19 protein-coding genes are annotated in these 22,304 nt (G+C 62.4%); 7 read left to right on the plus strand and 12 right to left on the minus strand.

The window, feature by feature from the left end; translation table 11 throughout:
- Positions 1-28: 28 nt before the first annotated feature.
- Positions 29-1,525 carry a putative bifunctional diguanylate cyclase/phosphodiesterase gene (locus EK373_RS03455; protein ID WP_198683046.1) on the plus strand — a complete coding sequence of 499 codons (1,497 nt, stop codon included), beginning with the start codon at positions 29-31 and terminating at the stop codon, positions 1,523-1,525.
- Positions 1,526-2,057: 532 nt separating this feature from the next.
- On the opposite strand, the gene trpA is transcribed toward EK373_RS03455, so the two are convergent.
- The 7 genes from trpA to EK373_RS03490 are packed head-to-tail and all read right to left on the minus strand — an operon-like array spanning position 2,058 to position 8,572.
- Entirely contained in the window at positions 2,058-2,828 is a 771-nt protein-coding gene (trpA, locus tag EK373_RS03460) for a tryptophan synthase subunit alpha (RefSeq protein WP_129641338.1), read from the minus strand.
- Entirely contained in the window at positions 2,828-4,072 is a 1,245-nt protein-coding gene (gene trpB / locus EK373_RS03465; protein WP_129641339.1) for a tryptophan synthase subunit beta, read from the minus strand. Before trpB ends, trpA begins: the two co-directional genes overlap by 1 nt.
- Positions 4,069-4,668, minus strand: a complete 600-nt coding sequence (locus tag EK373_RS03470) for a phosphoribosylanthranilate isomerase (RefSeq protein WP_129641340.1) — start codon at positions 4,666-4,668, stop codon at positions 4,069-4,071. Before EK373_RS03470 ends, trpB begins: the two co-directional genes overlap by 4 nt.
- Positions 4,669-4,670: 2 nt before the next feature.
- Complete coding sequence (locus EK373_RS03475) at positions 4,671-5,543, minus strand: indole-3-glycerol phosphate synthase TrpC (RefSeq protein WP_129641341.1); 873 nt, start codon at positions 5,541-5,543, stop codon at positions 4,671-4,673.
- A gap of 1 nt (position 5,544) precedes the next feature.
- Positions 5,545-6,588: an anthranilate phosphoribosyltransferase gene (gene trpD, locus EK373_RS03480; protein WP_129641342.1), complete on the minus strand. Its 1,044-nt coding sequence runs from the start codon at positions 6,586-6,588 to the stop codon at positions 5,545-5,547.
- Positions 6,585-7,190, minus strand: coding sequence for an anthranilate synthase component II (locus EK373_RS03485; RefSeq protein WP_232831007.1), 606 nt, complete (start codon positions 7,188-7,190; stop codon positions 6,585-6,587). The genes trpD and EK373_RS03485 overlap by 4 nt, the downstream gene beginning before the upstream one ends.
- On the minus strand, positions 7,187-8,572 hold the full coding sequence (locus EK373_RS03490; protein WP_129641344.1) for an anthranilate synthase component I family protein: 1,386 nt from the start codon (positions 8,570-8,572) through the stop codon (positions 7,187-7,189). The genes EK373_RS03485 and EK373_RS03490 overlap by 4 nt, the downstream gene beginning before the upstream one ends.
- Positions 8,573-8,985: 413 nt before the next feature.
- On the opposite strand from EK373_RS03490, the gene EK373_RS03495 reads away from it, so the two are divergent.
- On the plus strand, positions 8,986-10,398 hold the full coding sequence (locus EK373_RS03495) for an OprO/OprP family phosphate-selective porin (protein WP_129641345.1): 1,413 nt from the start codon (positions 8,986-8,988) through the stop codon (positions 10,396-10,398).
- Between the two features lie 33 nt (positions 10,399-10,431).
- Positions 10,432-11,454 carry a sulfate ABC transporter substrate-binding protein gene (locus EK373_RS03500; protein ID WP_129641346.1) on the plus strand — a complete coding sequence of 341 codons (1,023 nt, stop codon included), beginning with the start codon at positions 10,432-10,434 and terminating at the stop codon, positions 11,452-11,454.
- A 118-nt stretch (positions 11,455-11,572) separates the two neighbouring features.
- Here the strand turns inward: EK373_RS03500 and EK373_RS03505 are convergent, their stop codons facing one another.
- Positions 11,573-12,100, minus strand: a complete 528-nt coding sequence (locus tag EK373_RS03505) for a hypothetical protein (protein WP_129641347.1) — start codon at positions 12,098-12,100, stop codon at positions 11,573-11,575.
- Between EK373_RS03505 and EK373_RS03510 the strand changes: the two genes are divergently transcribed.
- The 4 genes from EK373_RS03510 to EK373_RS03525 all read left to right on the plus strand — a co-directional run bounded on the left by EK373_RS03510 (position 12,099) and on the right by EK373_RS03525 (position 16,631).
- Positions 12,099-13,943, plus strand: a complete 1,845-nt coding sequence (locus tag EK373_RS03510; RefSeq protein ID WP_129641348.1) for an ABC transporter ATP-binding protein — start codon at positions 12,099-12,101, stop codon at positions 13,941-13,943. The two genes, EK373_RS03505 and EK373_RS03510, sit on opposite strands and share 2 nt — an antisense overlap.
- 171 nt (positions 13,944-14,114) lie before the next feature.
- Positions 14,115-15,038, plus strand: coding sequence for a DMT family transporter (locus tag EK373_RS03515; protein ID WP_129641349.1), 924 nt, complete (start codon positions 14,115-14,117; stop codon positions 15,036-15,038).
- A 28-nt stretch (positions 15,039-15,066) separates the two neighbouring features.
- Positions 15,067-16,032: a YcjF family protein gene (locus EK373_RS03520; RefSeq protein WP_129641350.1), complete on the plus strand. Its 966-nt coding sequence runs from the start codon at positions 15,067-15,069 to the stop codon at positions 16,030-16,032.
- A 143-nt stretch (positions 16,033-16,175) separates the two neighbouring features.
- On the plus strand, positions 16,176-16,631 hold the full coding sequence (locus EK373_RS03525) for a DUF4168 domain-containing protein (protein WP_129641351.1): 456 nt from the start codon (positions 16,176-16,178) through the stop codon (positions 16,629-16,631).
- Between the two features lie 106 nt (positions 16,632-16,737).
- Here EK373_RS03525 and ygiD read toward each other — a convergent pair whose 3' ends face one another.
- From ygiD to mprF, 4 genes are all read right to left on the minus strand, one after another.
- Positions 16,738-17,520, minus strand: coding sequence for a 4,5-DOPA-extradiol-dioxygenase (gene ygiD / locus EK373_RS03530; protein WP_198683047.1), 783 nt, complete (start codon positions 17,518-17,520; stop codon positions 16,738-16,740).
- A gap of 98 nt (positions 17,521-17,618) precedes the next feature.
- Positions 17,619-17,816, minus strand: a complete 198-nt coding sequence (locus EK373_RS03535) for a hypothetical protein (RefSeq protein ID WP_129641352.1) — start codon at positions 17,814-17,816, stop codon at positions 17,619-17,621.
- A gap of 170 nt (positions 17,817-17,986) precedes the next feature.
- The gene (locus EK373_RS03540) at positions 17,987-19,324 is read right to left on the minus strand and encodes a virulence factor family protein (protein ID WP_129641353.1); all 1,338 of its coding nucleotides are present in this window, start codon (positions 19,322-19,324) and stop codon (positions 17,987-17,989) included.
- Positions 19,321-21,873 (minus strand): bifunctional lysylphosphatidylglycerol flippase/synthetase MprF, encoded by a 2,553-nt coding sequence (gene mprF, locus EK373_RS03545; RefSeq protein ID WP_198683048.1) that lies wholly within the window; start codon positions 21,871-21,873, stop codon positions 19,321-19,323. The genes EK373_RS03540 and mprF overlap by 4 nt, the downstream gene beginning before the upstream one ends.
- Between the last annotated feature and the right edge of the window lie 431 nt (positions 21,874-22,304).

Consider the following 22,304-nt stretch of genomic DNA (forward strand, 5'->3'; position numbering starts at 1 on the left):
CCGCGGGGCACGACGACCGTCTGAGTACATGCAAGGGACTCTTCAATACTGGCTGGCGTACTTGCCGCTGCTCGCGATTCTCGCGGCGCCAACGGCCATCGCCACTTGGTTTGCGATCCAGCTGCATCGCGAGCGGGTCCTGCGCCGGCGCGACGGCGCCGATTACCTGACCGGCCTGCCCACCCGACGCGCTGCGGCCACCGTGGCCTCGCAAGCCATCGTCGATGCCAGGCACAGCGCCAACGAGTTCGCCGTCATCGTCCTGAACGTCGATCGTCTCAAACCCATCAACGATTCCCTGGGTCATCAGGCCGGCGACGAGCTGCTGCTCGGGTTGTCACAGCGATTGCGCGCGACACTCGGTCACAACCATGTGCTGGCCCGACTGGCGGGCGACGAATTCACGATCATTGCGCGCGAGCTCAAGGGACCGCGCGAAGCGGAAGCGATCGTGAACAAACTTACCGAGGCGGTACGCGAACCGTTCGTGATCGCTTCGTTCGATATTCACACCTCGCTGACCATGGGCGTCAGCATGTATCCGCTCGATGGCGACACGTTCGACCTCCTGCTGCGCCGAGCGGAAATGGCTTTGCGCGTAGCGAAGGCGGCGAGTCGCGGCAGCTATCGTTTCTACGCGCAGGAAATGTCGAACGCCGCGGACGAACGCGTGTCGCTGGAAAATGATCTGCGTCGCGCGGTCGAGCTGGGCCAGCTGGAGCTGCACTATCAACCCAAGGTCGATATCGGCACGAATCGCATCCGAAGCGCCGAAGCACTGCTGCGTTGGCGCCATCCCACGCGCGGCCTCGTGCCGCCGGGTGTTTTTATTCCCATCGCCGAGGACACGGGGCTGATCGTGCAGATCGGCGAATGGGTGCTGCGCGAGTCCTGCCGCCAGGTGCGTGCCTGGATCGATTCAGGAATGTCGCCGGTGCGCGTGGCGGTAAATCTTTCGGCGAAGCAGTTTCGGCACGTCGATCTGGTCGCGGTAGTTCGTTCGGCGCTCGAAGAAGCCCAATTGCAACCCGGCTATCTGGAGCTCGAACTGACCGAAAGCGCGATCATGGACGACGCCGAGAAATCCGCATCGACCCTGGAATTCCTGAGCACCATGGGCGTGCACATTTCCATCGACGACTTCGGCACCGGCTACTCCAGCCTGAGTTACCTGCGCCGCTTCCCGCTCGACAAGCTCAAGATCGATCGCAGCTTCGTGCGCGACCTGATGTCCAACCCGGCGGACGCGTCCATCGTCAAAGCCATCATCTCGCTTGCTCACAACTTGCGGCTGCGAGTCGTCGCCGAAGGCGTCGAAACCGCCGAGCAACTCGGCTACCTGCGCGAGCTCGGTTGCGATCAGTATCAAGGTTTCTTTTGCAGCCCGGCGGTGCCGCCGTCGGCGTTCGAAGCGCTATTGCAAAAGCTGCGCGCCGATCTTCCGGAGCTGACCGAAGCCGACATGCTCCGCACGCAGAGCCGCTTGTCGGCGTTCTCGCCGGAAAGCGCTAGTAGTGATCGGTAGAGCGACGGCCGCGGGACTGGCGGCGCTCGTTCCCGGAATACCCCGCCATGATCATGCCCACGTCGCTGTTTCGTCTCGGACCCGAGCGGCGATCCTTATGATGTTTGAAGCGACAGCCGCAAGTCGCGACATCGCAGCTCGGCAGAGGCAAACGCGGCGCCTGCCGGGATAAGAAGCGCTGGCCGGAAAAGCGATAGGCCGCGGCGCACGCATCGGTGCCGGGCAGAACGGAAACGGCGTGATAAGGATTGGTTTTGGTTTGGGAAACCGTCGGGCGCTGTTCCGGGACTTTCTTGGCCCCAAACAGCGCTGCGAAGAATCCTGGAGTTTTCGACGCCATCACTCCCGCCTGAACACGTCGAACGTGCAATGCACCCACTGACGTTCTTAAGAATCGAGGCCGCGGATTGTTCCTAGCTCGCGCCTACAGCGCAAGTGAACGATGGGGCGAGCGCGCCGCTGCATCGTGAAGCTGCAGCAGCTCGTTCATCAATTGGAAATATTTACCGTCGCTCGCGCGCGACAGGGCGACCTACTCGCGCAGCGATCGAAGGAATTGCGCCGGATCGTCGCCCCGCTCCAGCACTTCGACCAGCGCCGAGCCCACGATCGCGCCGTCGATGAACGGCGCCAGCCGCTGAACCTGCTCGCGACTGCGAATGCCGAAGCCCGCGCACACCGGCACCGGCGAAAGCTTCTTCACGCGATCGAAGTACTCCAGCACTTCTTCGGGCACCGCGACGTTCTTGCCAGTGGTGCCAGTCATGGTAACCGCATAGATAAATCCGCCGCTGCCTTCGGTCAGCATCTGCATTCGCTCGGTGGGCGTCACCGGCGTGACAAACTGAACGAGGGCGAGACCGCGTGCGTCCAGCGCATTGCGCAGCTCGTGACTTTCCTCGAACGGCAGGTCGGGAACGATGAAGCCCGAGATGCCGGCACCGGCCGCATCCTCGGGGAGCTTGTCGATGCCGTAAGCGAGCAGTGGGTTCAGATAGCTCATCAACAGCAACGGCGCTCGAGGCTTCACTTCCGCACGCGTCAGCTCCTGCAGAATCCACCGCAACGACACCCCTTGCTCCAGAGCTGCGCGGCTGGAACGCTGAATCGTCGTGCCGTCCGCCATGGGATCGGTGAATGGCACGCCGACTTCGACGACATCGGCCACGGCTCCGACCGCGTTCAGTTGCCGAATGAAGCCTTCCTTCTTGGGAAAGCCCGCGGTGATGTAAGCGATCAGCGCCGGTTGGCCGGTCTCGCGCCGATTGCGAATCGCGGTGCTGATGAGATCACGAGCAGGCATCAGAGCACATCCTTCAACAGGGTACGTTGCAGCGTCGGCATGTCTTTGTCGCCGCGGCCCGAGAGCGCGATCAGGATGCGCTTGCCCGGATTGGCGAGCGCGTAACGTTTCGCACCGGCCAGCGCGTGCGACGATTCGATCGCCGGCAGAATGCCTTCGGCCGCACAACACTCGGCCAGCGCAGCGAGCGCGTCGTCGTCGTTCACGGCTTCGTACTTCACCCGATCGATGCTTGCCAGCAAGGCATGCTCGGGACCGACACCGGGATAGTCGAGACCGGCCGACACGGAATGCGTTTCCTGGATCTGGCCATTCTCGTCCTGTAACAACAACGAGAAGCAGCCTTGCAGAACACCGGGTGTGCCGTACGCAATCGAGGCCGCGTTCTGACCGAGCCCTGAACCGCTGCCGCCGGCTTCGAGACCCAGCATCTGCACGTCTTTGTCTTTGACGAACGGATGGAACATGCCGATCGCGTTCGAGCCGCCGCCGACGCAGGCGACGACCAGGTCGGGCAGCTTGCCGGTGCGCTCGAGAATCTGCACGCGAGCTTCACGGCCGATGACCGACTGCAACTCGCGCACGATGTAAGGATACGGATGCGGGCCGATTGCCGAGCCCAGGCAGTAGTAGGTGCCATTGGGATCGGACACCCAGTCGCGCAACGCTTCATCGACCGCAGCGCGCAGTGTCTTATCGCCGCTGGTGACAGGAACGACGGTGGCGCCCAGCAACTTCATGCGACCGACGTTGGGCGCCTGGCGCTCCATGTCGACCGAGCCCATATATACAGTGCAAGGCATGCCCAGACGCGCGCAGGCGGCAGCCGACGCTACACCGTGTTGACCCGCGCCGGTTTCAGCGATCACTCGCTTCGCACCGAGCTTCTTCGCCAGCAGCACCTGGCCGATGGAGTTGTTGATCTTGTGCGCGCCGGTGTGCGCGAGATCTTCGCGCTTCAACCAGATTTCCGCACCCCACTTTTCGGACAGCGTCCGCGCAAAAGTCAGCGGCGTCGCGCGACCGACCCAGTTGTGCAGCTCGTCGTGAAACTCGCGCAGGAAGTCCGGATCGCGCAGATAGCGGTCGACGCCGACCTGCAGCCGATCGAGCGCCGGCACCAGCGTTTCTGGAATGTAGCGGCCGCCGAACGGCCCGAAGCGACCGCGCTCGTCGGGATAGGCGTCCTGCTGGACATTGGCGATCAGCGCCTGCTGTTCGCTCTTGCTCAAGGAATGTTTCATTTCACTACTCCGTTGCCCGCCGCACGTGCGTTACGGACAAAGTCATAAATCTTCTGCGGATCCTTCACACCGGGCCGCGCTTCCACGCCGCTGCTCACGTCGACGCCGAACGGGCGAGCGATCGAAATCGCCTCGGCGACGTTCGCGGGCTGCAGTCCGCCCGCCAGAATCAACTGCGTTCGTGCAGCGAGCTCGGCGGCCGCCGACCAGTCCGTCGTCTCGCCGGTGCCGCTAACCGGCCCTTCGAACAGCAACCTCGTCGGCAACGTTGCCGGCAACGCGCGACCTGCGCGAAACACTGGCGTCACTTGCAAGCCGGCGGGCACCTGCAAGCTCGCGAGATCGGCAACGTCCGTTTGCAAAACGTCCGGCTTGAACTGCGACCACACCTGGTCGAGCTGCGCCTGCGACGGGTGCAACATCACCGCGACACGCAAGATGTCACGTGGCACATCGCGGGCGAGCTCGGCCGCCTGGCCGGGCGTGACCTTCCGCTTCGACTCGGCGAATACGAAACCGACTGCGTTCACGCCGGCGTCGACCGCCGCCGCAACGGCATCAGCTGTGGTCAGCCCACAGACTTTGACCCACATCATCCTCAGCTCACTTCGCCCTTCGCTATGCGCAGCTTGCGAGTGGCCATGCCCATCGCGGTCTGGCGACCGGCTGAAAGCATCTTGCCCAGCAGCTCTCGCGGTTGCGGCGCCTTCATCAGCGTCGTGCCGATCAAGGCGACGCGATAACCCAGACTGACGATCTTCGTCACGTCATCGAGCGTATTCACACCGCTTTCGGCGACCGGCGCAAAACCCGGCGGCATGCTATCGGCCAGTTCGGACAAGCGCGACAGCTCGACGGTGAGCTTGTCGAGATCGCGGCAATTCAGCCCCACCAGGATCGTTTCGTCGTGGCCCCGACGCAGCGCCAGCACTTCGCGAGCGATCTGCAGATCGGCGGCGTCGAACGCTTCGAGCAACACAAACATCTTCAACATGCACGCACAGTCGAGCAGCGCCGTGATGCGGCTCTTGTCGAGCATGCGCACGATGACCAGCACACCGCCTGCACCTGCGGCGCGACCTTCCATCACCTGATAAGGATCGACGAGAAAGTCTTTGCGCATCACCGGGACGTTGTGAGGAGCGAGCACGCGGGCTGCTTGCGTCAGGTGTTCCAGCTGACCCCCGAAGCGCAGCGGCTCGGTGAGCACCGACACGGCGCATGCACCACCACATGCATATTCGGTGACGCGACTTTCGACATCGCTGGTATTGGCGGACAGATCGCCCGCCGACGGCGAGTGCAACTTGCACTCGGCGATCACATCGAAACCTTCCGGCGACAGGCGCAAAGGCGGCGCCGGCGGCATGTCGCAGGCTCGCGCCCACAACGCCTTTTCGGGTTCGCGCGCACGCGCTTCTTCGAGCCGCGTCTGGCTCGATTGAGTCATTTGAGTAAGCAGGCCGGACATGTCAGCGCCCCTGGCTCGCGGCCGATTGTTGCTGGCCGAAAGCCGTCAATTTTTCCAACAGGCGCCGCCCGGCGCCGCTCTCGATGGCATCCTGCGCCATATGCGCTGCATCCTGCGCCGAAGCGGCTTTGCCCAGCAATTCGAGCACGAGAGCGGCCTGTAAGATCAACGCATTGCGATGGGCGCCCTGTTCCCGACCTTCCAAAACGGCGCGCAGGTGCTGGGCGTTATAGGCCGCATCGCCGCCTTTCAACTCTTCGACGCTGCACTGGGGCAGCACGAATTCCTCGGCGCTGCGCGTCGAACGCACGACCTTGCCGGGCGTGACATCGAATACGGTGAACGGGCCGATCGGCGTGGCTTCATCCCAGCCGGATGCGCCGTGCACGACGTACGCCCGCTGCAGCGGCATGCCCGCCATGGTCTCGGCCATCAACTCCGCGATGTCGGCGCTGTACGCGCCGATCAAATGAAAGTCGGGTTCGGCGGGATTCGACAAGGGGCCCAGGATGTTGAAGACAGTACGTACCCCGAGCGCCTGCCGGATCGGCATCACCGCTTTCATGGCCGGGTGATAGTGAGGCGCAAAGAAGAACGTAAAGCCGGTCGCATCGAGGCACTCGCCCGACGCTCGCTCATCGAGCGGCAGAGCCAATCCAAGCGCGCGTATGACATCGGCGCTGCCGCTGCGACTGGAAACGGAACTGGTGCCGTGCTTCGCGACGCGAATGCCCATCGACGCAACCAACAGCGCCGCCCCGGTGGAAAGATTGAAACTGCCCGAACCATCGCCGCCGGTGCCGACCATGTCGACCAGTGGACTGCCTGGCGACAACTCCGGGCGACGCGCAAGCTTGCGCATGCTCTTCGCGAAACCACGCACTTCATCCGCCGTCACGCCCTTGGCTCGCAGCGCTGCGAGAACCGCGCCACCCATGGCCGGAGCCAGGGTCGGATCCGTCAACGCGACCAGCAGCTCCGAAGCTTCCTGTTCGCTCAGGTTACTGCGGTCGAGCAATCGTTCGAGCGTCTGACGCATGGTCATGCCGCTCGTTTGCCGGAACGCTGCTGCAGGAAGTTGCCCATCAGCACCGGCCCCTGCGGCGTCAGCACGCTCTCGGGATGGAACTGCACGCCTTCGATGTTGAAGGTCCTGTGCCGCACTCCCATGATCTCGCCTTCATCGGTGCGCGCCGTCACTTCGAGCGCGTCGGGCAGCGTGTCCGGCTGCGCGATCAGCGAGTGATAGCGGCCGGCTTCGAACGGCTCGGGCATGTTCTTCAGGATGCTCTGGCCATCGTGGTGCACGAGGGACGTCTTGCCGTGCATGAGCCGGCCGGCGCGCACCACTTTGCCGCCGAACACTTCGACGAGAGACTGGTGGCCGAGACACACACCGAAGATCGGCACCTCACCGGCAAACGCTTCGATCATGCGCATCGACACGCCCGCGTCGTACGGCGTGCCCGGGCCCGGAGAGATGCACAGATGCGTCGCGTTCAGCGACTTCGCCTGGTCGACGGTGATGCTGTCGTTACGGTGCACGAGCACTTCGGCGCCCAACACCATGAAGGCCTGCACCAGGTTGTAAGTAAACGAATCGTAGTTGTCGATCAGCAGCAACCGTGCTGTTTCTGGATTGCTCACAGCCCCTCCTCCGCCAACGCCAGCGCACGGCGCACGATGGCGCTCTTGGCCAGGACTTCTTGATATTCCGCCGCCGGGACGCTGTCTGCGACCACCCCCGCGCCCGCTTGATAACTATAGGTATCGCCGCGGAACACCATCGTACGAATGGTGATCGCGTGATCCATGTCGCCGCCATGACCGAAGTAGCCGACGGTGCCGCCATAGAAGCCGCGTCGCACCGGCTCCAGTTCGTCGATGATTTCCATTGCGCGCACTTTCGGCGCTCCGACCAGCGTGCCGGCGGGGAACGCGGCAGCAAACAAATCGAATGCATCTTTGCCCGGAGCGAGCTCGCCGTTCACGCCGCTGACGATGTGCATCACGTGGCTGTAGCGCTCGATGCTTCGATAAGGATTCACATTGACCGTGCCGGCCTTCGCCACCCGGCCCAGGTCGTTGCGAGCCAGATCGACCAGCATGATGTGCTCGGCATTTTCTTTCGGATCGGCCAGCAGTTCTTTTTGCAGCAAGGCGTCTTCGACCGAATCGCGACCGCGCGGCCGAGTGCCTGCGATCGGACGCATCGACCCGCGACCGCGCGACAGCTTGACCAGCGCTTCGGGCGACGAGCCGACGATGGTCGAATCGCCCAGCTCACAAAAATACATATAAGGAGAAGGATTCAGCAGACGCAGCGCTCGATACGCCTCGAACGGCTCCAGGTCGCACAGGCCGGCGAAGCGCACCGACAACACCAGCTGATACACATCGCCGGCGGCGATGTACTCCTTCACTCGGTGCACGCCCTGGATGTACTGCTCTTCGCTCAGGCTGCCGACGGCCGGCGAATACTTGATCTTCTTGTCGCTCGGGGGAATGGCGCCGCGTAATGCCTTCACCACCTCGCGCCGCAGAGCCACGCGCTCGCTTTCACTGCCTGCGTGCAACAGCGCGACGCCGCGAGTGAGATGGTCGAAGACCAGGAGCGAGCGAGGCGCAAGGTAATGAGCTTCCGGAGTGGGCTCGGCCAGCGGGGTTCGCGGCGGCAGTCGCTCGAAACGCCGCACCAGGTCGTAGCTTGCGGCGCCGACCAAGCCACCCGGCAAGGGCACGCCGGGAATCTGCGGACTGGGCTGCGGGGCGCGTGCCAGTGCACTGCGTAGTGCACTCAGCAATTCGGCCTGGGTTTGCGGCGGCGGACCGATGCGCCCGTCGATGCTCAAGCCCCGCTCGTCGAGCCGGACTTCCAGACAATCGCCGAAGCCGATGAAGGAATACCGCGCCAGCCGTTCGCCGCCTTCGACGCTCTCCAGCAAAAAGCGCGGCTTGAAGGGCTTGAGCTTCAGATAGGCCGAGACCGGCGTGTCCAGGTCTGCGGCGATGTCGAAGGGTGGTTGCACTCAACTGTCCTCGGCGTTGAACCGTGCTCTTCGGTCCGGCGAGGGGCGATAAAAAACCCATCTCCGGATCGGTGCGCGGAGATGGGTTCTTTGGATGCTTGGCTAGTGTGTGTTTGTTACGCCCAACAAGCTCCAGCGGCCCTCTCCTGTGAGGGTCGCCACCACCAGCGGTGAATTGCGAGCGACGTAGTCATGCGCGTGAGTATTACCGGCCGCCCGAGGGGGAGTCAACTTCCTTGTATGCAATGGGTTGGAGCCGGGCCCCGGCGGGTCCGCAAGTTCTACCTACCCGGTCGCCTTGAGACCCGTTTGTCACGGCAGCCCGACTGATCCTTCACCTGCCCACTCCTACGATGGAATCAGGGACTGCTTGAGGCAGCGTGGCCACCAACAACCTATCGGGAGGCAGTTTTATGGCTTCGAATCTGCTGGCCGGAAGTATCGCGGTGGTGCTGGGCGTGGCGACCGCCGGTACACAAGCGGACGAGTTGTCCGAATTGCGTGAACGGCTGGACGCGCAGGAACAGAAAATCCGGATCCTGGAGCGCAAGCTCGAACTGCAGGAAGAAGCAGCGAAGGCTGCCGCGCCGACGACGCCAATCGTGCGCGCCTCGCCTCAGCAAGGCTTTCGTATTCAATCGGCTGACGGGGCCAATGTCGCGCGCCTGCGTGGCGTGCTGCATTTCGACGGACGTTACTTTGCGGATGACGCCACCCCGGAGACCGCCGACACCTGGCTTCTACGCCGGGTGCGTCCGACGTTCGAAGGCACGTTCAATAACATCTATGACTTTCGGTTCACGCCGGACTTCGCCGGCGGTCGCACCATCATTCTCGATGCGTTCATCGCGGCACGCTTGAAGCCGTGGGCTGTCGTCACTGCCGGCAAGTTCAAAGTGCCGGTGGGTCTCGAGCGCCTGGTCTCATCCACCGATCTGCGCTTCATCGAGCGCGGCTTGCCCACCAGCCTCGTGCCCAATCGCGATCTCGGTCTGCAACTGGGCGGAGACATTGCTGGCGGCGTCGTGAATTACTCGCTCGGCTATTTCAACGGCGTCGGCGACGGCAGCAGCAGCGACAGCAACACGCCGAACGCCGATGCCGAGAACGATACCAAGGGCGATTGGGCGGCACGCGTGTTCGTCCAGCCGTTCTTGAACTCGGATAACTTCGCGCTGCGCGGTCTCGGCTTCGGCGTCGCGGGCACGTATGTGAATTCGACCGGCAATACGACGACCACACTTCTGCCCAGCTATCGCACGCCCGGGCAGCAAACATTCTTCAGCTATCGCGGCACGACGAACGGTGTGAACGGCACGATCGCCGATGGCGAGCGTCTGCGCTGGACGCCGCAGGCCTATTACTCGATCGGCAGCTTCGGCGTGCTCGGCGAATACGTGACGATTTCTCAAGACGTGTCCCGACTCACTGCGACCGCCGGTCTGCGTCGTGACACGCTCGACAACACCGCCTGGCAGCTGCAGCTCGCCTGGTTCGCTACCGGCGAGGACGAATCGTTCCGCGGCTTCACGCCGCAATCCATCTTCGACCCCAGCCAGGGCACGTGGGGCGCGCTCGAGTTGGTCGCGCGCTATCACGAGCTCGACATCGACGACGACGCGTTCGTCGGCGCGGCCGATTCGTTTGCGAACCCCGCGACCGCTGCCAGCAAGGCCAGCGCCTGGGGCGTGGGCGTGAACTGGTACCTGACCCAGAACTACAAGTGGTCGCTCAACTACGACGTCACCAGCTTCGAGGGCGGCGCCGCCATCGGCGACCGTGCTGACGAAAAAGCTTTGTTTACCCGCTTTGCGGTGGGCTTCTGATCTTTATTTGTCGATTACCGGAGAGAACGACACATGACGGGCTTCAAGATATTTTCATGGCGCTACTGGGCGGGCCTTGCGCTCGCCGGCTTTGCGCTGAGCGGTCCGGTGGCGCGGGCCGCCGATGTGAATCTGATGAATGTTTCCTACGATCCGACGCGCGAGCTGTACGAGGACTACAACAAGGCATTCGCGGCTCATTGGGAGAAGCAGACCGGCGACAAAGTCACGATCAAACAATCGCACGGCGGCTCGGGCAAACAGGCGCGCACCGTCATCGACGGCTTGCCGGCCGATGTTGTGACCCTGGCGCTCGCCGGTGACATCGACGCCATTGCCAGCACCGGCAAGCTGCTGCCGGCGAACTGGCAGTCCCGCCTGCCGCACAACTCTTCGCCTTACACCTCGACCATCGTGTTCCTGGTGCGCAAAGGCAATCCTAAAGGCATCAAGGATTGGGGCGATTTGATCAAGCCCGGCGTGCAGGTGATCACGCCGAATCCGAAGACGTCAGGCGGCGCACGCTGGAACTATCTCGCGGGCTGGGCCTGGGCGTTGAAGCAGCCGGGCGGCAGCGAGGCTTCGGCGAAGGAATATACGAAGAAGCTGTTCAGCCACGTGCCCGTGCTCGACACGGGTGCTCGTGGCGCGACGACGACGTTCGTTCAACGCGGCATCGGTGATGTGTTGCTCGCTTGGGAGAACGAAGCGTTCCTGTCCATCAAGGAGCTGGGGCCGGACAAGGTGGAAATCGTGGTACCGAGCCTGAGCATCCTGGCCGAGCCGCCGGTGACCGTGGTCGACAAGGTGGTGCTGCGTCGGGGCACGCGCGAAGTAGCGACCGAGTACTTGAAGTACCTGTACAGCCCGGAGGCCCAGGAAATCATCGCGAAGAACTTCTACCGCCCGATCGATCCGGCGGTCGCCGCGAAGTACCAGAAGACGTTCCCGAAGTTGAACCTGGTCACCATCAAGGATTTCGGCGGCTGGGCCCAGGCGCAGAAGGTGCACTTCGCCGATGGCGGGGTGTTCGATCAGATCTACGCGCCGGAGTGATCTGGGAGGTGACGTCGGTGGGCAGCGCAGGCTAGGGGGAGGTATCTCCCTAGCCTGCGCCGAAAGGTCACAGGTGCGGCCGAGCCAGCTTCGGAGAAGACCCTGATTCGAGCTTTGTTCAACTCTCGTCGTCGCGCTTGTTCTGCTCGACGCGTTTCCTCAGTTCCATCCACTCCTGCAGCTTCTTCAGATCGGTCGGCTTGCGCTTGGGCTCGGCGGGCTTGAGTGGGGCGCGATTGCCACCATTGTAGGGGTCGTTCTTGCCAACGTTGCCGCGGGTTGACGAGGAATTGTCGTAAGGATTGAAGCCGCCCGGATCGGGCGGGCGCCGCTGGATGGCGGTGTCGGCGATGGACAGGTCGTTCAGATCGAGCTTCTTCAGCCGCTGCGTGCTGATGTCGCGGCTGTAGACGCCGGTCTCGAGCTGCCATTCCCAGATCGAATTGCCGCGCTCATCATAGGCGATCCGTCCGGAGCGCTTGTCGGCCTGTGATTCGTCGGCGGGTGCGCTGGTTCCTTGGGGGGTCGGCTCCTGGGATGGTTTGTCCCCGGGGTTGCTCATGAGATGGCGATCTCTCTTGATTAAGTGATGTTGGAGAGTCTGTGCTGCCGCAGATGACAAAGCAATCGACGATGAGACACGCATGAGCTCACTGCGACGTCCGACGAATACGAAACCGGAACTGGCGCGCGGCTTCGCTGGGGTATTTGCCTACAGCACTCGCGCGCTCGAGCTCGTGTGGACCACGAGTCGTCCGCTCACGATCGCGTTTGGCCTGATGACGTTGATCGCCGGCACGTTGCCTGCCGCCGTCGCTTACGTCGGCGCGCTCATCGTCGACGCGGTAGTTGCCGCCATTCAGGCAACGCCCAGCACGCGAGAGGCGCTCACTGAGCACGCCTTGTGGCTGGTGGCGGGAGAAGGCGCACTCGTTGCTGCCATCGCCGGTGCGCAGCGCGGGCTCAACCTCTGTCAATCGCTACTCCGAGCTCAGCTCGGCCAGCGCGTCAATGTCATGATCCTCGAAAAGGCGCTGACGCTCGAACTGTCGCATTTCGAGAACTCCGACTTCTACGACAAGCTCACTCGCGCGCGGCGTGAAGCATCGAGCCGTCCGCTTTCGCTCGTGACGCGCACGTTCGGTCTGGCCCAGAACGCGATCTCGCTATTGAGTTTCGGCTCCCTGCTGCTGCACTTCTCGCCTTGGGCGGTTGCGCTGCTGATCCTCGCCGGCCTGCCCGCGTTTCTGGCGGAGACCAAGTTCTCCGGCGATAAATTTCGACTGTTCCTGTGGCGCTCACCAGAAACACGCATGCAGCTGTATCTGGAGACCGTGCTGGCGCGCGAGGACCATGCCAAGGAAGTGAAGTTGTTCGGCCTGGGGCCGCTGTTCCTCGAGCGCTATCGGAATATTTTCAACAAGCTCTATCACGAGGATCGCAATCTAACGATCCGCCGCGACACCTGGGGTTTCTTCCTCGGCTTGATCGCGACCATTACGTTGTACGGCGCGTACGCGTGGATCGCGCTCTCCGCCATCGCGACACGCATCACGCTGGGCCAGATGACGATGTATCTGATGTTGTTCCGGCAAGGACAGTCGGCGGTGTCCGCGATCCTGTCCGCGGTTGGCGGCATGTATGAAGACAATTTGTATCTGTCGACGCTGTACGACTACCTGGAAACGCCGGTGAATGGCGGCAAGGGCGTGGCCGTGCACGGCCCCAAACCCGAGGACGGCATTCGATTCGAGCAAGTGAGTTTCACTTATCCCGACGCCGAACAGCCCACGTTGGTCGATATCGATCTGCACATCCGCCCCGGCGAATCGCTGGCGCTGGTCGGCGAGAACGGCTCGGGCAAGACGACGCTGATCAAGCTGCTGACCCGTTTGTACACGCCAAGCTCTGGCCGCATCCTGCTCGACGGCCAGGACCTGCAGGAGTGGGACGAAGCGGCGCTGCGCGATCGCATCGGCGTGATCTTCCAGGACTTCACCCGTTACCAGCTGCTGCTCGGTGAGAACATTGGCGCCGGTGACGTGCGTCACTTCGAAGACGAGGAGCGCTGGCGCGACGCGGGCGAGAAAGGCATGGCCGCACCTATCGTAGAAACATTGCCGGCGGGCTATCGCACGCCGCTGGGCAAATGGTTCAACGACGGCCGCGAGCTCTCCGGCGGCCAGTGGCAGAAGATCGCGCTGTCACGCGCCTTCATGCGCTCGCGGGCCGACATCCTGGTGCTGGACGAGCCGACTTCCGCGATGGATGCAAGCGCTGAAGCGACCATCTTCGAGCATTTCCGGACGCTGACACGCGGTCGGATCGCCATCCTGATCTCGCACCGTTTTTCCACCGTGCGCATGGCGGACCAGATCGTGGTGATCGAGAACGGCCGCATCATCGAGCGCGGCGGTCATGACGAGCTGATGCAGTTGAACGGTCATTACTCACACCTGTTCTCGCTGCAAGCCAAGGGCTATCGTTAGCCCAGGTTTATCGATGCCGCCGGTACATCAACTAAAGCTATCCTGACCGGCGCGGTGCGCCCCGATATCGGGCAAACTCCGTGACAGCGTGGAGCGCAAATGATATTCCTAGCGAGCCACCTGCTCATACGGCCGTCAATGAAGGCGCGCCGCTAACTCCCTGGTTCACCCATGTCCAGCTCTGACTCTTCGTTGCGGTCCACGACCGCGGCCGCTCCCATTGCCCCCGCTACCAGCGTGTGGCTGACGCCGGCGGAGCTCCTGCTGCTCGGTGCAGTATGGGGCAGCTCATTCTTGTTCATGCGTATCGCCGCGAAGGACTTCGGCGCGTTCGCGCTCGTCGAAGTTCGCCTGGCACTCGGCGCGCTGATTCTGTTGCCGTTCCTGTGGCGGGTGAAGGATCAGATCAGGCCATCGCATTGGTTGCGGTTCTTGGGCATTGGCATCATCAATTCGGCCGCGCCTTTCGTACTCTTCGCCTGGGCCGCACAACGCGCCCCAGCCGGTGTGGTCGCTATCAGTAACGCGACGGTCGTGATGTTCACCAGCATCGTGGCGTTCCTGCTGTTCGGCGAAAAGATCAGCAAGCGCGGCGCGCTCGGCCTACTGCTCGGTTTCATCGGCGTCGCTGCGCTTGCTAGCGGCAAGACTTCGGGCGGCAGTGTGCTACCGGCGGCGCTCGCGGGCGTGTTCGCTTCGATTCTTTATGGCTTTGGCGGAAATTTCACCAAGCGCTATCTGCACGATCTGCCGCCCAGCGCGGTGGCGGCGGGCACGGTGATGTGTGCGGCCATCGTGGTGGCGCCGTTGGCATTCGTAACCTGGCCGAGCACGCCGGTTCCGGCACTTTCCTGGCTATCCGCGGTCATGTTAGGGGCACTGTGCACCGGCCTGGCGTATTTCCTTTATTACAGGCTGTTGTATCGGATCGGTGCGCCCCGCACCTCGACAGTGACTTATCTGGTGCCGCTGTTCGGCGTAATCTGGGCGTGGGTGTTCCTGAGCGAGCCGCTCACTCTCAGCATGGCCGTCGCCGGCGCATTGATCCTGGGAGGCGTGGCCTTGAGTCAACGGCGCGCTTCGGCCAAGAAATAGCGAGGCGCCAACAGAACAGGTGATCTCGATGAACGCACGCGAGCAAGAAGCCGTCCTGACCATTGCCCTGCTGGCCGCCTTCGCGGACGGCGCCAAGGACGATCGGGAGCGTGAAGAGATCAAGCGCATCGCCGAATCGTTGAGCGGTGAAGCCGGCGCGCCGCAAATGTCACAGCTCTATCAGAACGTGCTGTTGAAGCGCGTGAACGTTTCACAAGCTGCGGCGGCGCTCACCGATCCGTCGCATCGTCAGCTCGCCTATGAGATGGCTGTGTGCGTCTGTGACGCCGACGCAGTAGCAAGCCCCGCCGAGCAGAAGTTCTTGCAAGAGCTGCGAGGCGCGCTGGCGCTCGATACTCAGCAAGCAGTACAGGTGGAGCAGGAAGCGGCGGCGCTTGCCGAAACTCCGCTGCCGAATACGCCGATCGCGGCAGCAACCGCACAACCCAGTGGCAACGTCACTCGGCAAGCAGCGATGTCCGATGCCGAAATGGACAAGTACATCCTCAATCACTCGATCGTGAATGGCGCGATCGAACTGCTGCCGCAGTCGCTGGCGACGATGGCCATCATTCCGCTGCAGATCAAACTGGTGTATCGGATCGGTCAGACCTACGGTTTTCAGCTCGACAAAGGTCACATTCGTGAGTTTATTGCGACCGCCGGCGTGGGCCTGACCTCGCAATACGTCGAACAAATCGGTCGCAAGCTGCTCGGGGGTTTGCTCGGCAGCGTTGCTGGCGGCCTGGGCCGCGGGCTCGGAGGCGCGACCGCAGGTGCCGCATTTTCTTTTGCCACTACGTATGCACTCGGGCAGCTGGCGAAGCGCTATTACTCCGGCGGCCGGCAGATGAACAGTGCCCTGATTCAACAAACCTACCAATCATTGCTCGGGCAGGCTAAGCAAATACAAGGTCAGTACTCGTCCGAGATTCAGCACAAGGCCAGCACGCTTGATGCAGGCCAGGTGATGTCGATGGTGAAGAACGCGTAGTGTCTGTTGAATGTGACGTCCGCGGGCCGACCACACGCGTCGGCCTCTGACGACAGCGGCTTACAAAATATTTGGTCGCGCGGAACCTCGTCTGCGCCCGCGGTATTCAAAACTTGAGATTGCCGCAAGACGAGGAGATCCTCATGAGCTTACGTTCCAACCTTGTTTACACCGCGCTATTCGCTGCCAGCGCCGTAGCTGCCCCTGCGGCATGGGCGCAGGTGCAAGAGCCCGCACCGCCAGCCCAGGAATATCCATCTCCCGCGGCGGAAGCACAAACTCCGCCGATGAATGAAGCGCCCGAGTCGAACACCGCTGCGTCGGCGCAGATCAGCGATCAGAAGATCGAGCAGTTCGCCGATGCTTACGTCGCAGTGCAGACGATCCAGGAAAAGGCAGCGTCCGACCTGCAGACTGCGAAAGAGCCCGCGCAGGCAGATCAAGTGAAGCAGAAGGCCGAATCCGACATGATCGCTGCGGTCGAGAAGTCCGGCCTCAAAGTCGATGAGTTCAACCAGATCGTGGAAACGATGACGGCCAATGCCGACGTGCGCGAGCGCGTCGCTGCGAAGTTGCAGGAACGTCAGGGCGGCGGCTGATTTGAGATAGCCCCCACCCGGCACATTCGACTCCCCAGGGGAGCCCGAGTTTTCCTGCACCCGACAGCCCGAAGTTTTTAACCCTTCGGGCTGTCCTTTTATGTGCTCAGCCCAAGCGCACCGACAGCATCGAAATCGAGCCGCCGTCGACTCCCTCGACGGGAAAGCTCACCTCGTCGCCCGGTAGCTGCGCCCCTAATACATACAACAACGGCAAGTAATGATCCGGCGTCGGCGCCGAGAGCGTCGCATCCTTGCCCAACCTTTCATAGTTGATCAACGGCTGATGCTCGCCAGCGAGCATCCACGCACGTGCCTGCTGCTCGAAGCGCACTGCCCAATCGTAGGGCTCGACGACGCGCCGACCCCAACCGTACGCGTGCAGGTTATGGACGAGGTTGCCGCTGCCCACGATGAGAATGCCCTGCTCTCGCAGCGACGCCAGCGAGCCACCGAGCAAATAATGTTCCTGCGCCGACAGCGTCTCGTCGATGCTGAGTTGAATGACTGGCACATCGGCATCGGGATAGCAGTGACACAGCACGCTCCACGCGCCGTGATCCAAACCCCATGCGTCGTCCAATCTCACCGCCGGACCCAGCAAGCCACGAACTTCGGCGGCGATATCCGGACTGCCCGGCGCGGGATACTCGACCTCGAACAACTCGCGAGGAAAGCCACCGAAGTCGTGAATGGTCCGCGGCGATTGCATGCCGGTCACCGCGGTGTACGGGACATACCAATGTGCCGACACGCACAACACCGCTCGAGGCTTTGGGAAGGATTCGCAGATCTGCCGCCAGCCGCGCGTGTATACATTGTCGGCCAAGGCGTTCATGGGATTGCCGTGACCGAAGAAGATCACGGGCAAACGTTGGGATGCGCTCACTTGGCGGCTCCGCTGTGACAGAGCATCAAGTATTCGACTAGCCGGCCCTGCTTACTATTGGGCCGGGGCGCATAAGTGTTATGCGCGTTGCGAGGGCGTCAGGCCGGCAGTAGCAGGAAAGCGTCCGCTACCGCCTCTCGCGGCGACAGCCCTTGTACGTAGAGTGGGCGCCACGCGTCCCAATCCACGTCCTGCTCGCCCACCTCGGTGAGCACTTCGCTGAAATCTTCACGAATCAGCTTGACCACAGCCTGTTGCCACTCACACCAGGTCTGCGTATCCGCGTTGTTGTTCATCTCGCTGCTCCCCGGACCCTATCCGGTCAAGCGCCGCCGCTGAGCGTCTGCGCGCAAAGTAACGCATCAGATTATCCGCAGTTCCCCGTCATCGGGGCTGCCGACGCAGCGTACCGCAAGCACGCAACGAGTGACCACCGTACTCAGATCGTCGCGGTATATCGAACACATCAACGCATGTGGCTCAAGAGCAACGAGGCGAGCCTGGTGTAGTTACCATCGAAATGATGGCCGCCGCTAAGTTTCACTACTTGCAACGATTTAGCGGCAGGCCTGGCGCAGAGCGACTCTGTTTCATCCGCGCCATACACACACAGACCGCGAACGCCTTTCATTCTCAATAGCTCGGGTGTCACCGGCAAAGCGCCTTTGGTTGCGCCAAGCCAGTTCTGCAAATGGAATTCGAACACTGCGGTGTCCGAGAGCGATAGCAGCGCCACCATGCGCAACCGCTCGCGCGTGGCCGCGGGCAATCGATTCACGACGAACGGCATCACATCGGCGCCTTGCGAGAAACCAATCAGCACCACCGATTGCTTTTTCCAAGCGTTCAGGTAGTGGCCCAACAATCGATCCACATCGGCCGCAGTGCTCTCCGGCGTGCGCGCCTTCCAGAAGTAACGCAGCGAGTCGAGCCCGACCACGGGCATGCCTTGCTTCGACAGGGCGGCCGCGAGTTCCTTATCGATCCCTGCCCAACCACCATCACCGGAGATCAGTACAGCCAATGTGTCGGAATTGCTGTTCGAGCGCACTTCAACGACGGGCAGGTCTTTCAACTCGGCGGCGCTCACCGCCGGCAAGCCTTGCGTGCGAGCGGCCAAGCGCTGGAACGCGGCCGCGAATTGCGGCTCCCAAGTGTGGAAGTCGCCTTCACCATAGTCGTCACCGGGCACGTCGATCACTTCGGCCTGCTTCACACTGGCGAGGAATTGCTTGGCCTGAGTCCGGCACTGTTGATCGTGAATACCGTGCAGCACGGTCCAGGGTGCTGCGAGCTGCGGCGAGCCCGACGACTTGCCCGTTGAGCAAAGTGGTTTCTTCAGCGCAGGCGCCGGGCAGAACCCCAGCGAGATCCCGCCACCAAAGGTGCCGGCGGGTGCTCGCGCCAACATTGCATACACGAACTCCGCCCCGGAACCGGCGCCGACCAGCAACGCGGGCCGATACGTGGGCAATCGATAGTAGGCTTGCAGGAAGTGACTCAAGTTTTCCAGGTCGCCATCGGGCGAGACACACTTGCCGCCGTCCTGGTCCAGATTGCGAAAGAACGCGGGTGCATCGATGCCCGCCACCAGCGCACCCTGTCGAGCGAGCGATTGCGCAATGGGCTCGAGGTCAGCTGTCCAGCCGCGCTCGCCGGAGAAGAACAGCACTGTTTGCCGGGCGTCGCCTTGTGGCCGGTATACGGTGAGCTTTTCGAAGCGGCCGTGCGAGAGCGTCTCGGCAAACGAGCTCGACCCAAGCACCAACAGCAGCAATACGAACCAGCGGGAATACAACCTCATTTCGCGATCATTCCTCGCAATCCGCCGCTGATCAATGTCGCCACGTCGGCGAGTGTGAGCAGTGGCGTCAGTCCGCCGCCAGCCACCAGGTAGCGTGGCTCCCACACCGGATCGAACTTATCTTTGAATCCGCGCAGTCCGCGGAAGTTATAAAACGTCTCGCCATGGTCGAACAGCATCCGGCCAAACCGGTGCCAGCGCGGCGCCAACTCGTGGCTCGCCATGCCAGACATCGGCGCCATGCCGAGCCCGAAGCGCTGATAGCCCTCGCCCTGAAAATAAAGCATGAGCTTGATGAACAGGAAATCCATCGTACCGGGCGGCGCCAGCGGCAGCTGACGCATCAGATCGACGCTGGCCTCGTTCTTCGTTGCTGTGCTCAACAAATTGGCGAACGCGACGATCTGCTCCTGCTGACGCACGATGGCCAACGACTGGCGCGACAGGTATGCAGGCTCGAACGAGCCGAGCGAGAAGCCTTTTTCACGCGCTTCCTGGCCTTCCAGCCACGCGTCCGAAACATGGCGCAACTGAGGCAGCAGCGCGGGTACATCGGTTGGCGAAATCAGCGCGAACTCGAGCCCGTCACGTTCGCCTCGATTGATCGCCTGTCGCAGATGCGAGCGCTTCGAGCCCTTGGTCGTGAAGTCCTGCAGCTGCACGTACGCGTACTCACCCAGCTTGTAAGCACGCAACCCTGCATCGAGATACAGCGGCAACATGTCGCCGCGTACTTGATAGAACGTGGCGCGACCGCCGTGATCGGTCGCGAGCTCGATGAATCGCCAGATCAGCTCCTGCCATTCCGACGGCTTGCCGACCGGATCGAACAATGAGATCCACGAGCGACCTTGCCGGCCGTACATGATGAAAGCATTGCCTTGGGTCGAGAACAGCAAGCGCTTGTCGCCCATCAGTGCGAGATTCGCTTCGGCTGAAGGCTGGTGGCGCACGATATCGCTCGCGCGGTCCAGTTCTTCGCTGGAGGGAAGCGCAGGCGCGCCTGGCGAAGGTCGCAACAGCTGCCAGAGCGCCACGCCCAAACCCGCAACCATCACGCCCATCATCGCGCGCAGCGAACGGGGCGCGTTGGCATTGAACTCGAATTGCCACCAGAGCTCGTTGGTGTAATCGACCCGACGGTATGCGAAGAACAGCAGGAACACCGTCGCGCCCACCATCCACACCACCGAGATCAGCCATACGCCCCGCAACGGATTCGAGAACAGCGCCGAGCGCCGATCGAACTGTGCGCGCGATAGATACAACAGGACCGCGAGCACCACGAGGTAGCTCGCTTGCACCAAGGCAAAGCCTTTGGGCATGGCCAGAACGGCCGCCGCCAGTGCCAGCAGGAACGCGGCCCACCACGCCGCATCCAGACGATGTAACAAGCCACGCGCGATGACGATCATCGCAAAGCCCGTAACGCTGCCGAGAAAGTGAGAAGCCTCGACCAAAGTGAGCGGCACACGCAATGCCAGCATATCGACGGCTTGTGCCGACGCCGGCGTCACGCCGGAGAAGAGCAGCCAGCCGCCGGCGATGAACGTCATCGTTGCCAGCAGCATCGGTGAGAGTCGCACCGCTGCCCGGCCGATCGGAGCAGCAATGCCAGAACGAACTTCATACGCCGCCAGCAGGACGGCAGCCAGCACCAGCGGCAACAGATAGTAGATGACGCGATAGAGCACCAACGCGCTGACGATCTGCTCCACCGGCGCACGATCGCCGCACGCGAGCAGAATGACCGCTTCGAACACGCCGAGGCCGCCGGGCAAATGGCTCAGGATGCCGAGCACCAGCGCGATCGAATACCAGGCCATGAACTCGCCAGGCTCGACTGCGCCTGGCGGCAACAGGAACCACAGCGTCGCGGCGGATGCGATCAGATCGAGCGCTGAGATCACGAGTTGTTGCACGGCCAGCTTTGCTGGCGGCAAGCGCAGTTTCCAACGCCACGCGATCATGACTTCGCGACGCCGCACCGCGAGCGCAATGAAGCCCAGCACACTAAGCAATAGGGCTGCCGCGATCACCCGCAGCAGCCATGCTGGCATGTGACCGAGATGAGCAACGCCCTCCGCACCCCATAACAATCCAGCCGCGCCAAATGCCGCCGTGCCGAACATGAAGGCGCTGGCATTGAATGCGATCACTTGCGCGACCTTGTTCGCTTCGACGCCAGCAGCCGTGTACAGCCGCATGCGCACGGCGCCGCCGGTCAGGACACCCAAACCGACAGTATTGCCCAGCGCATACGCAATGAAGGAAGTGAGCACTACGGTGGACCGGCGAATCTTCACTTCCGCGTATTTCATGGCGGACAGGTCGTAGCCGGTGAGCACCAGATAGCTGACGGCGGTCGCCAGCAACGCGAGCAGCAGGTCTGGCAGCGGCTCGGCCTCCATCTGCTGCATGACCTTGGAGAAGTGCACTTCGGCGAGCAGCACCCGGAAGGCATCGAACAGCAGCAAGCTGATCAGGCCGGCGCCGGCCGCGATCAACCAGATGCGCCACTTTGCCCACCCGCTCGCTGCCTCGGCCACTGTCCGTGGAATCCTGTGTCACCGATGAGAAGCTGGCATTCTGCCGCGCGGCGGTCACAAGAACATTACGTTATTGACACACGAGGGCCGGCGTCGGATCGCCCCGGCCGCGGTCCAAGGGGGCCATCGTCCGCGTTTACCTCTTTTTGTGAAATGCTAGAGTATCTCGAAATGGGATATCCGCCGGCAGGTCGAACGCCCTATGAAGATGCTTCAAACACCAACACATCGGCAACTGCTCCAGCTGCTCACAGCCGCACGCCAGCGTGCATCGCTGACTCGACTGCAGCTGGCTGACAAAGTCAGCTCGAGCTCGGGATTCGCGACGAAGTATGAGAAGGGCGTCGGAAAAGGACCCTCTCGTCACCGGTGAGGGACGAGAGGGCTAAGCAAGACTGCCGGCCCAGGGGGAGAAAACGGCTTGCAGCCTC

Source organism: Peristeroidobacter agariperforans (assembly GCF_004138335.1).
GTDB classification, from domain to species: Bacteria; Pseudomonadota; Gammaproteobacteria; order Steroidobacterales; family Steroidobacteraceae; genus Steroidobacter; species Steroidobacter agariperforans.

Coding starts and splice junctions, on each gene's coding strand:
- EK373_RS03535 (WP_129641352.1), bottom strand. CDS start 17,816: ATGAACAACAACGCGGATACGCAGACCTGGTGTGAGTGGCAACAGGCT.
- EK373_RS03495 (WP_129641345.1), top strand. CDS start 8,986: ATGGCTTCGAATCTGCTGGCCGGAAGTATCGCGGTGGTGCTGGGCGTG.
- EK373_RS03540 (WP_129641353.1), bottom strand. CDS start 19,324: ATGAGGTTGTATTCCCGCTGGTTCGTATTGCTGCTGTTGGTGCTTGGG.
- EK373_RS03515 (WP_129641349.1), top strand. CDS start 14,115: ATGTCCAGCTCTGACTCTTCGTTGCGGTCCACGACCGCGGCCGCTCCC.
- EK373_RS03455 (WP_198683046.1), top strand. CDS start 29: ATGCAAGGGACTCTTCAATACTGGCTGGCGTACTTGCCGCTGCTCGCG.
- EK373_RS03520 (WP_129641350.1), top strand. CDS start 15,067: ATGAACGCACGCGAGCAAGAAGCCGTCCTGACCATTGCCCTGCTGGCC.
- EK373_RS03525 (WP_129641351.1), top strand. CDS start 16,176: ATGAGCTTACGTTCCAACCTTGTTTACACCGCGCTATTCGCTGCCAGC.
- trpB (WP_129641339.1), bottom strand. CDS start 4,072: ATGAAACATTCCTTGAGCAAGAGCGAACAGCAGGCGCTGATCGCCAAT.
- EK373_RS03505 (WP_129641347.1), bottom strand. CDS start 12,100: ATGCGTGTCTCATCGTCGATTGCTTTGTCATCTGCGGCAGCACAGACT.
- EK373_RS03470 (WP_129641340.1), bottom strand. CDS start 4,668: ATGATGTGGGTCAAAGTCTGTGGGCTGACCACAGCTGATGCCGTTGCG.
- trpA (WP_129641338.1), bottom strand. CDS start 2,828: ATGCCTGCTCGTGATCTCATCAGCACCGCGATTCGCAATCGGCGCGAG.
- trpD (WP_129641342.1), bottom strand. CDS start 6,588: ATGACCATGCGTCAGACGCTCGAACGATTGCTCGACCGCAGTAACCTG.
- EK373_RS03510 (WP_129641348.1), top strand. CDS start 12,099: ATGAGCTCACTGCGACGTCCGACGAATACGAAACCGGAACTGGCGCGC.
- EK373_RS03500 (WP_129641346.1), top strand. CDS start 10,432: ATGACGGGCTTCAAGATATTTTCATGGCGCTACTGGGCGGGCCTTGCG.
- EK373_RS03475 (WP_129641341.1), bottom strand. CDS start 5,543: ATGTCCGGCCTGCTTACTCAAATGACTCAATCGAGCCAGACGCGGCTC.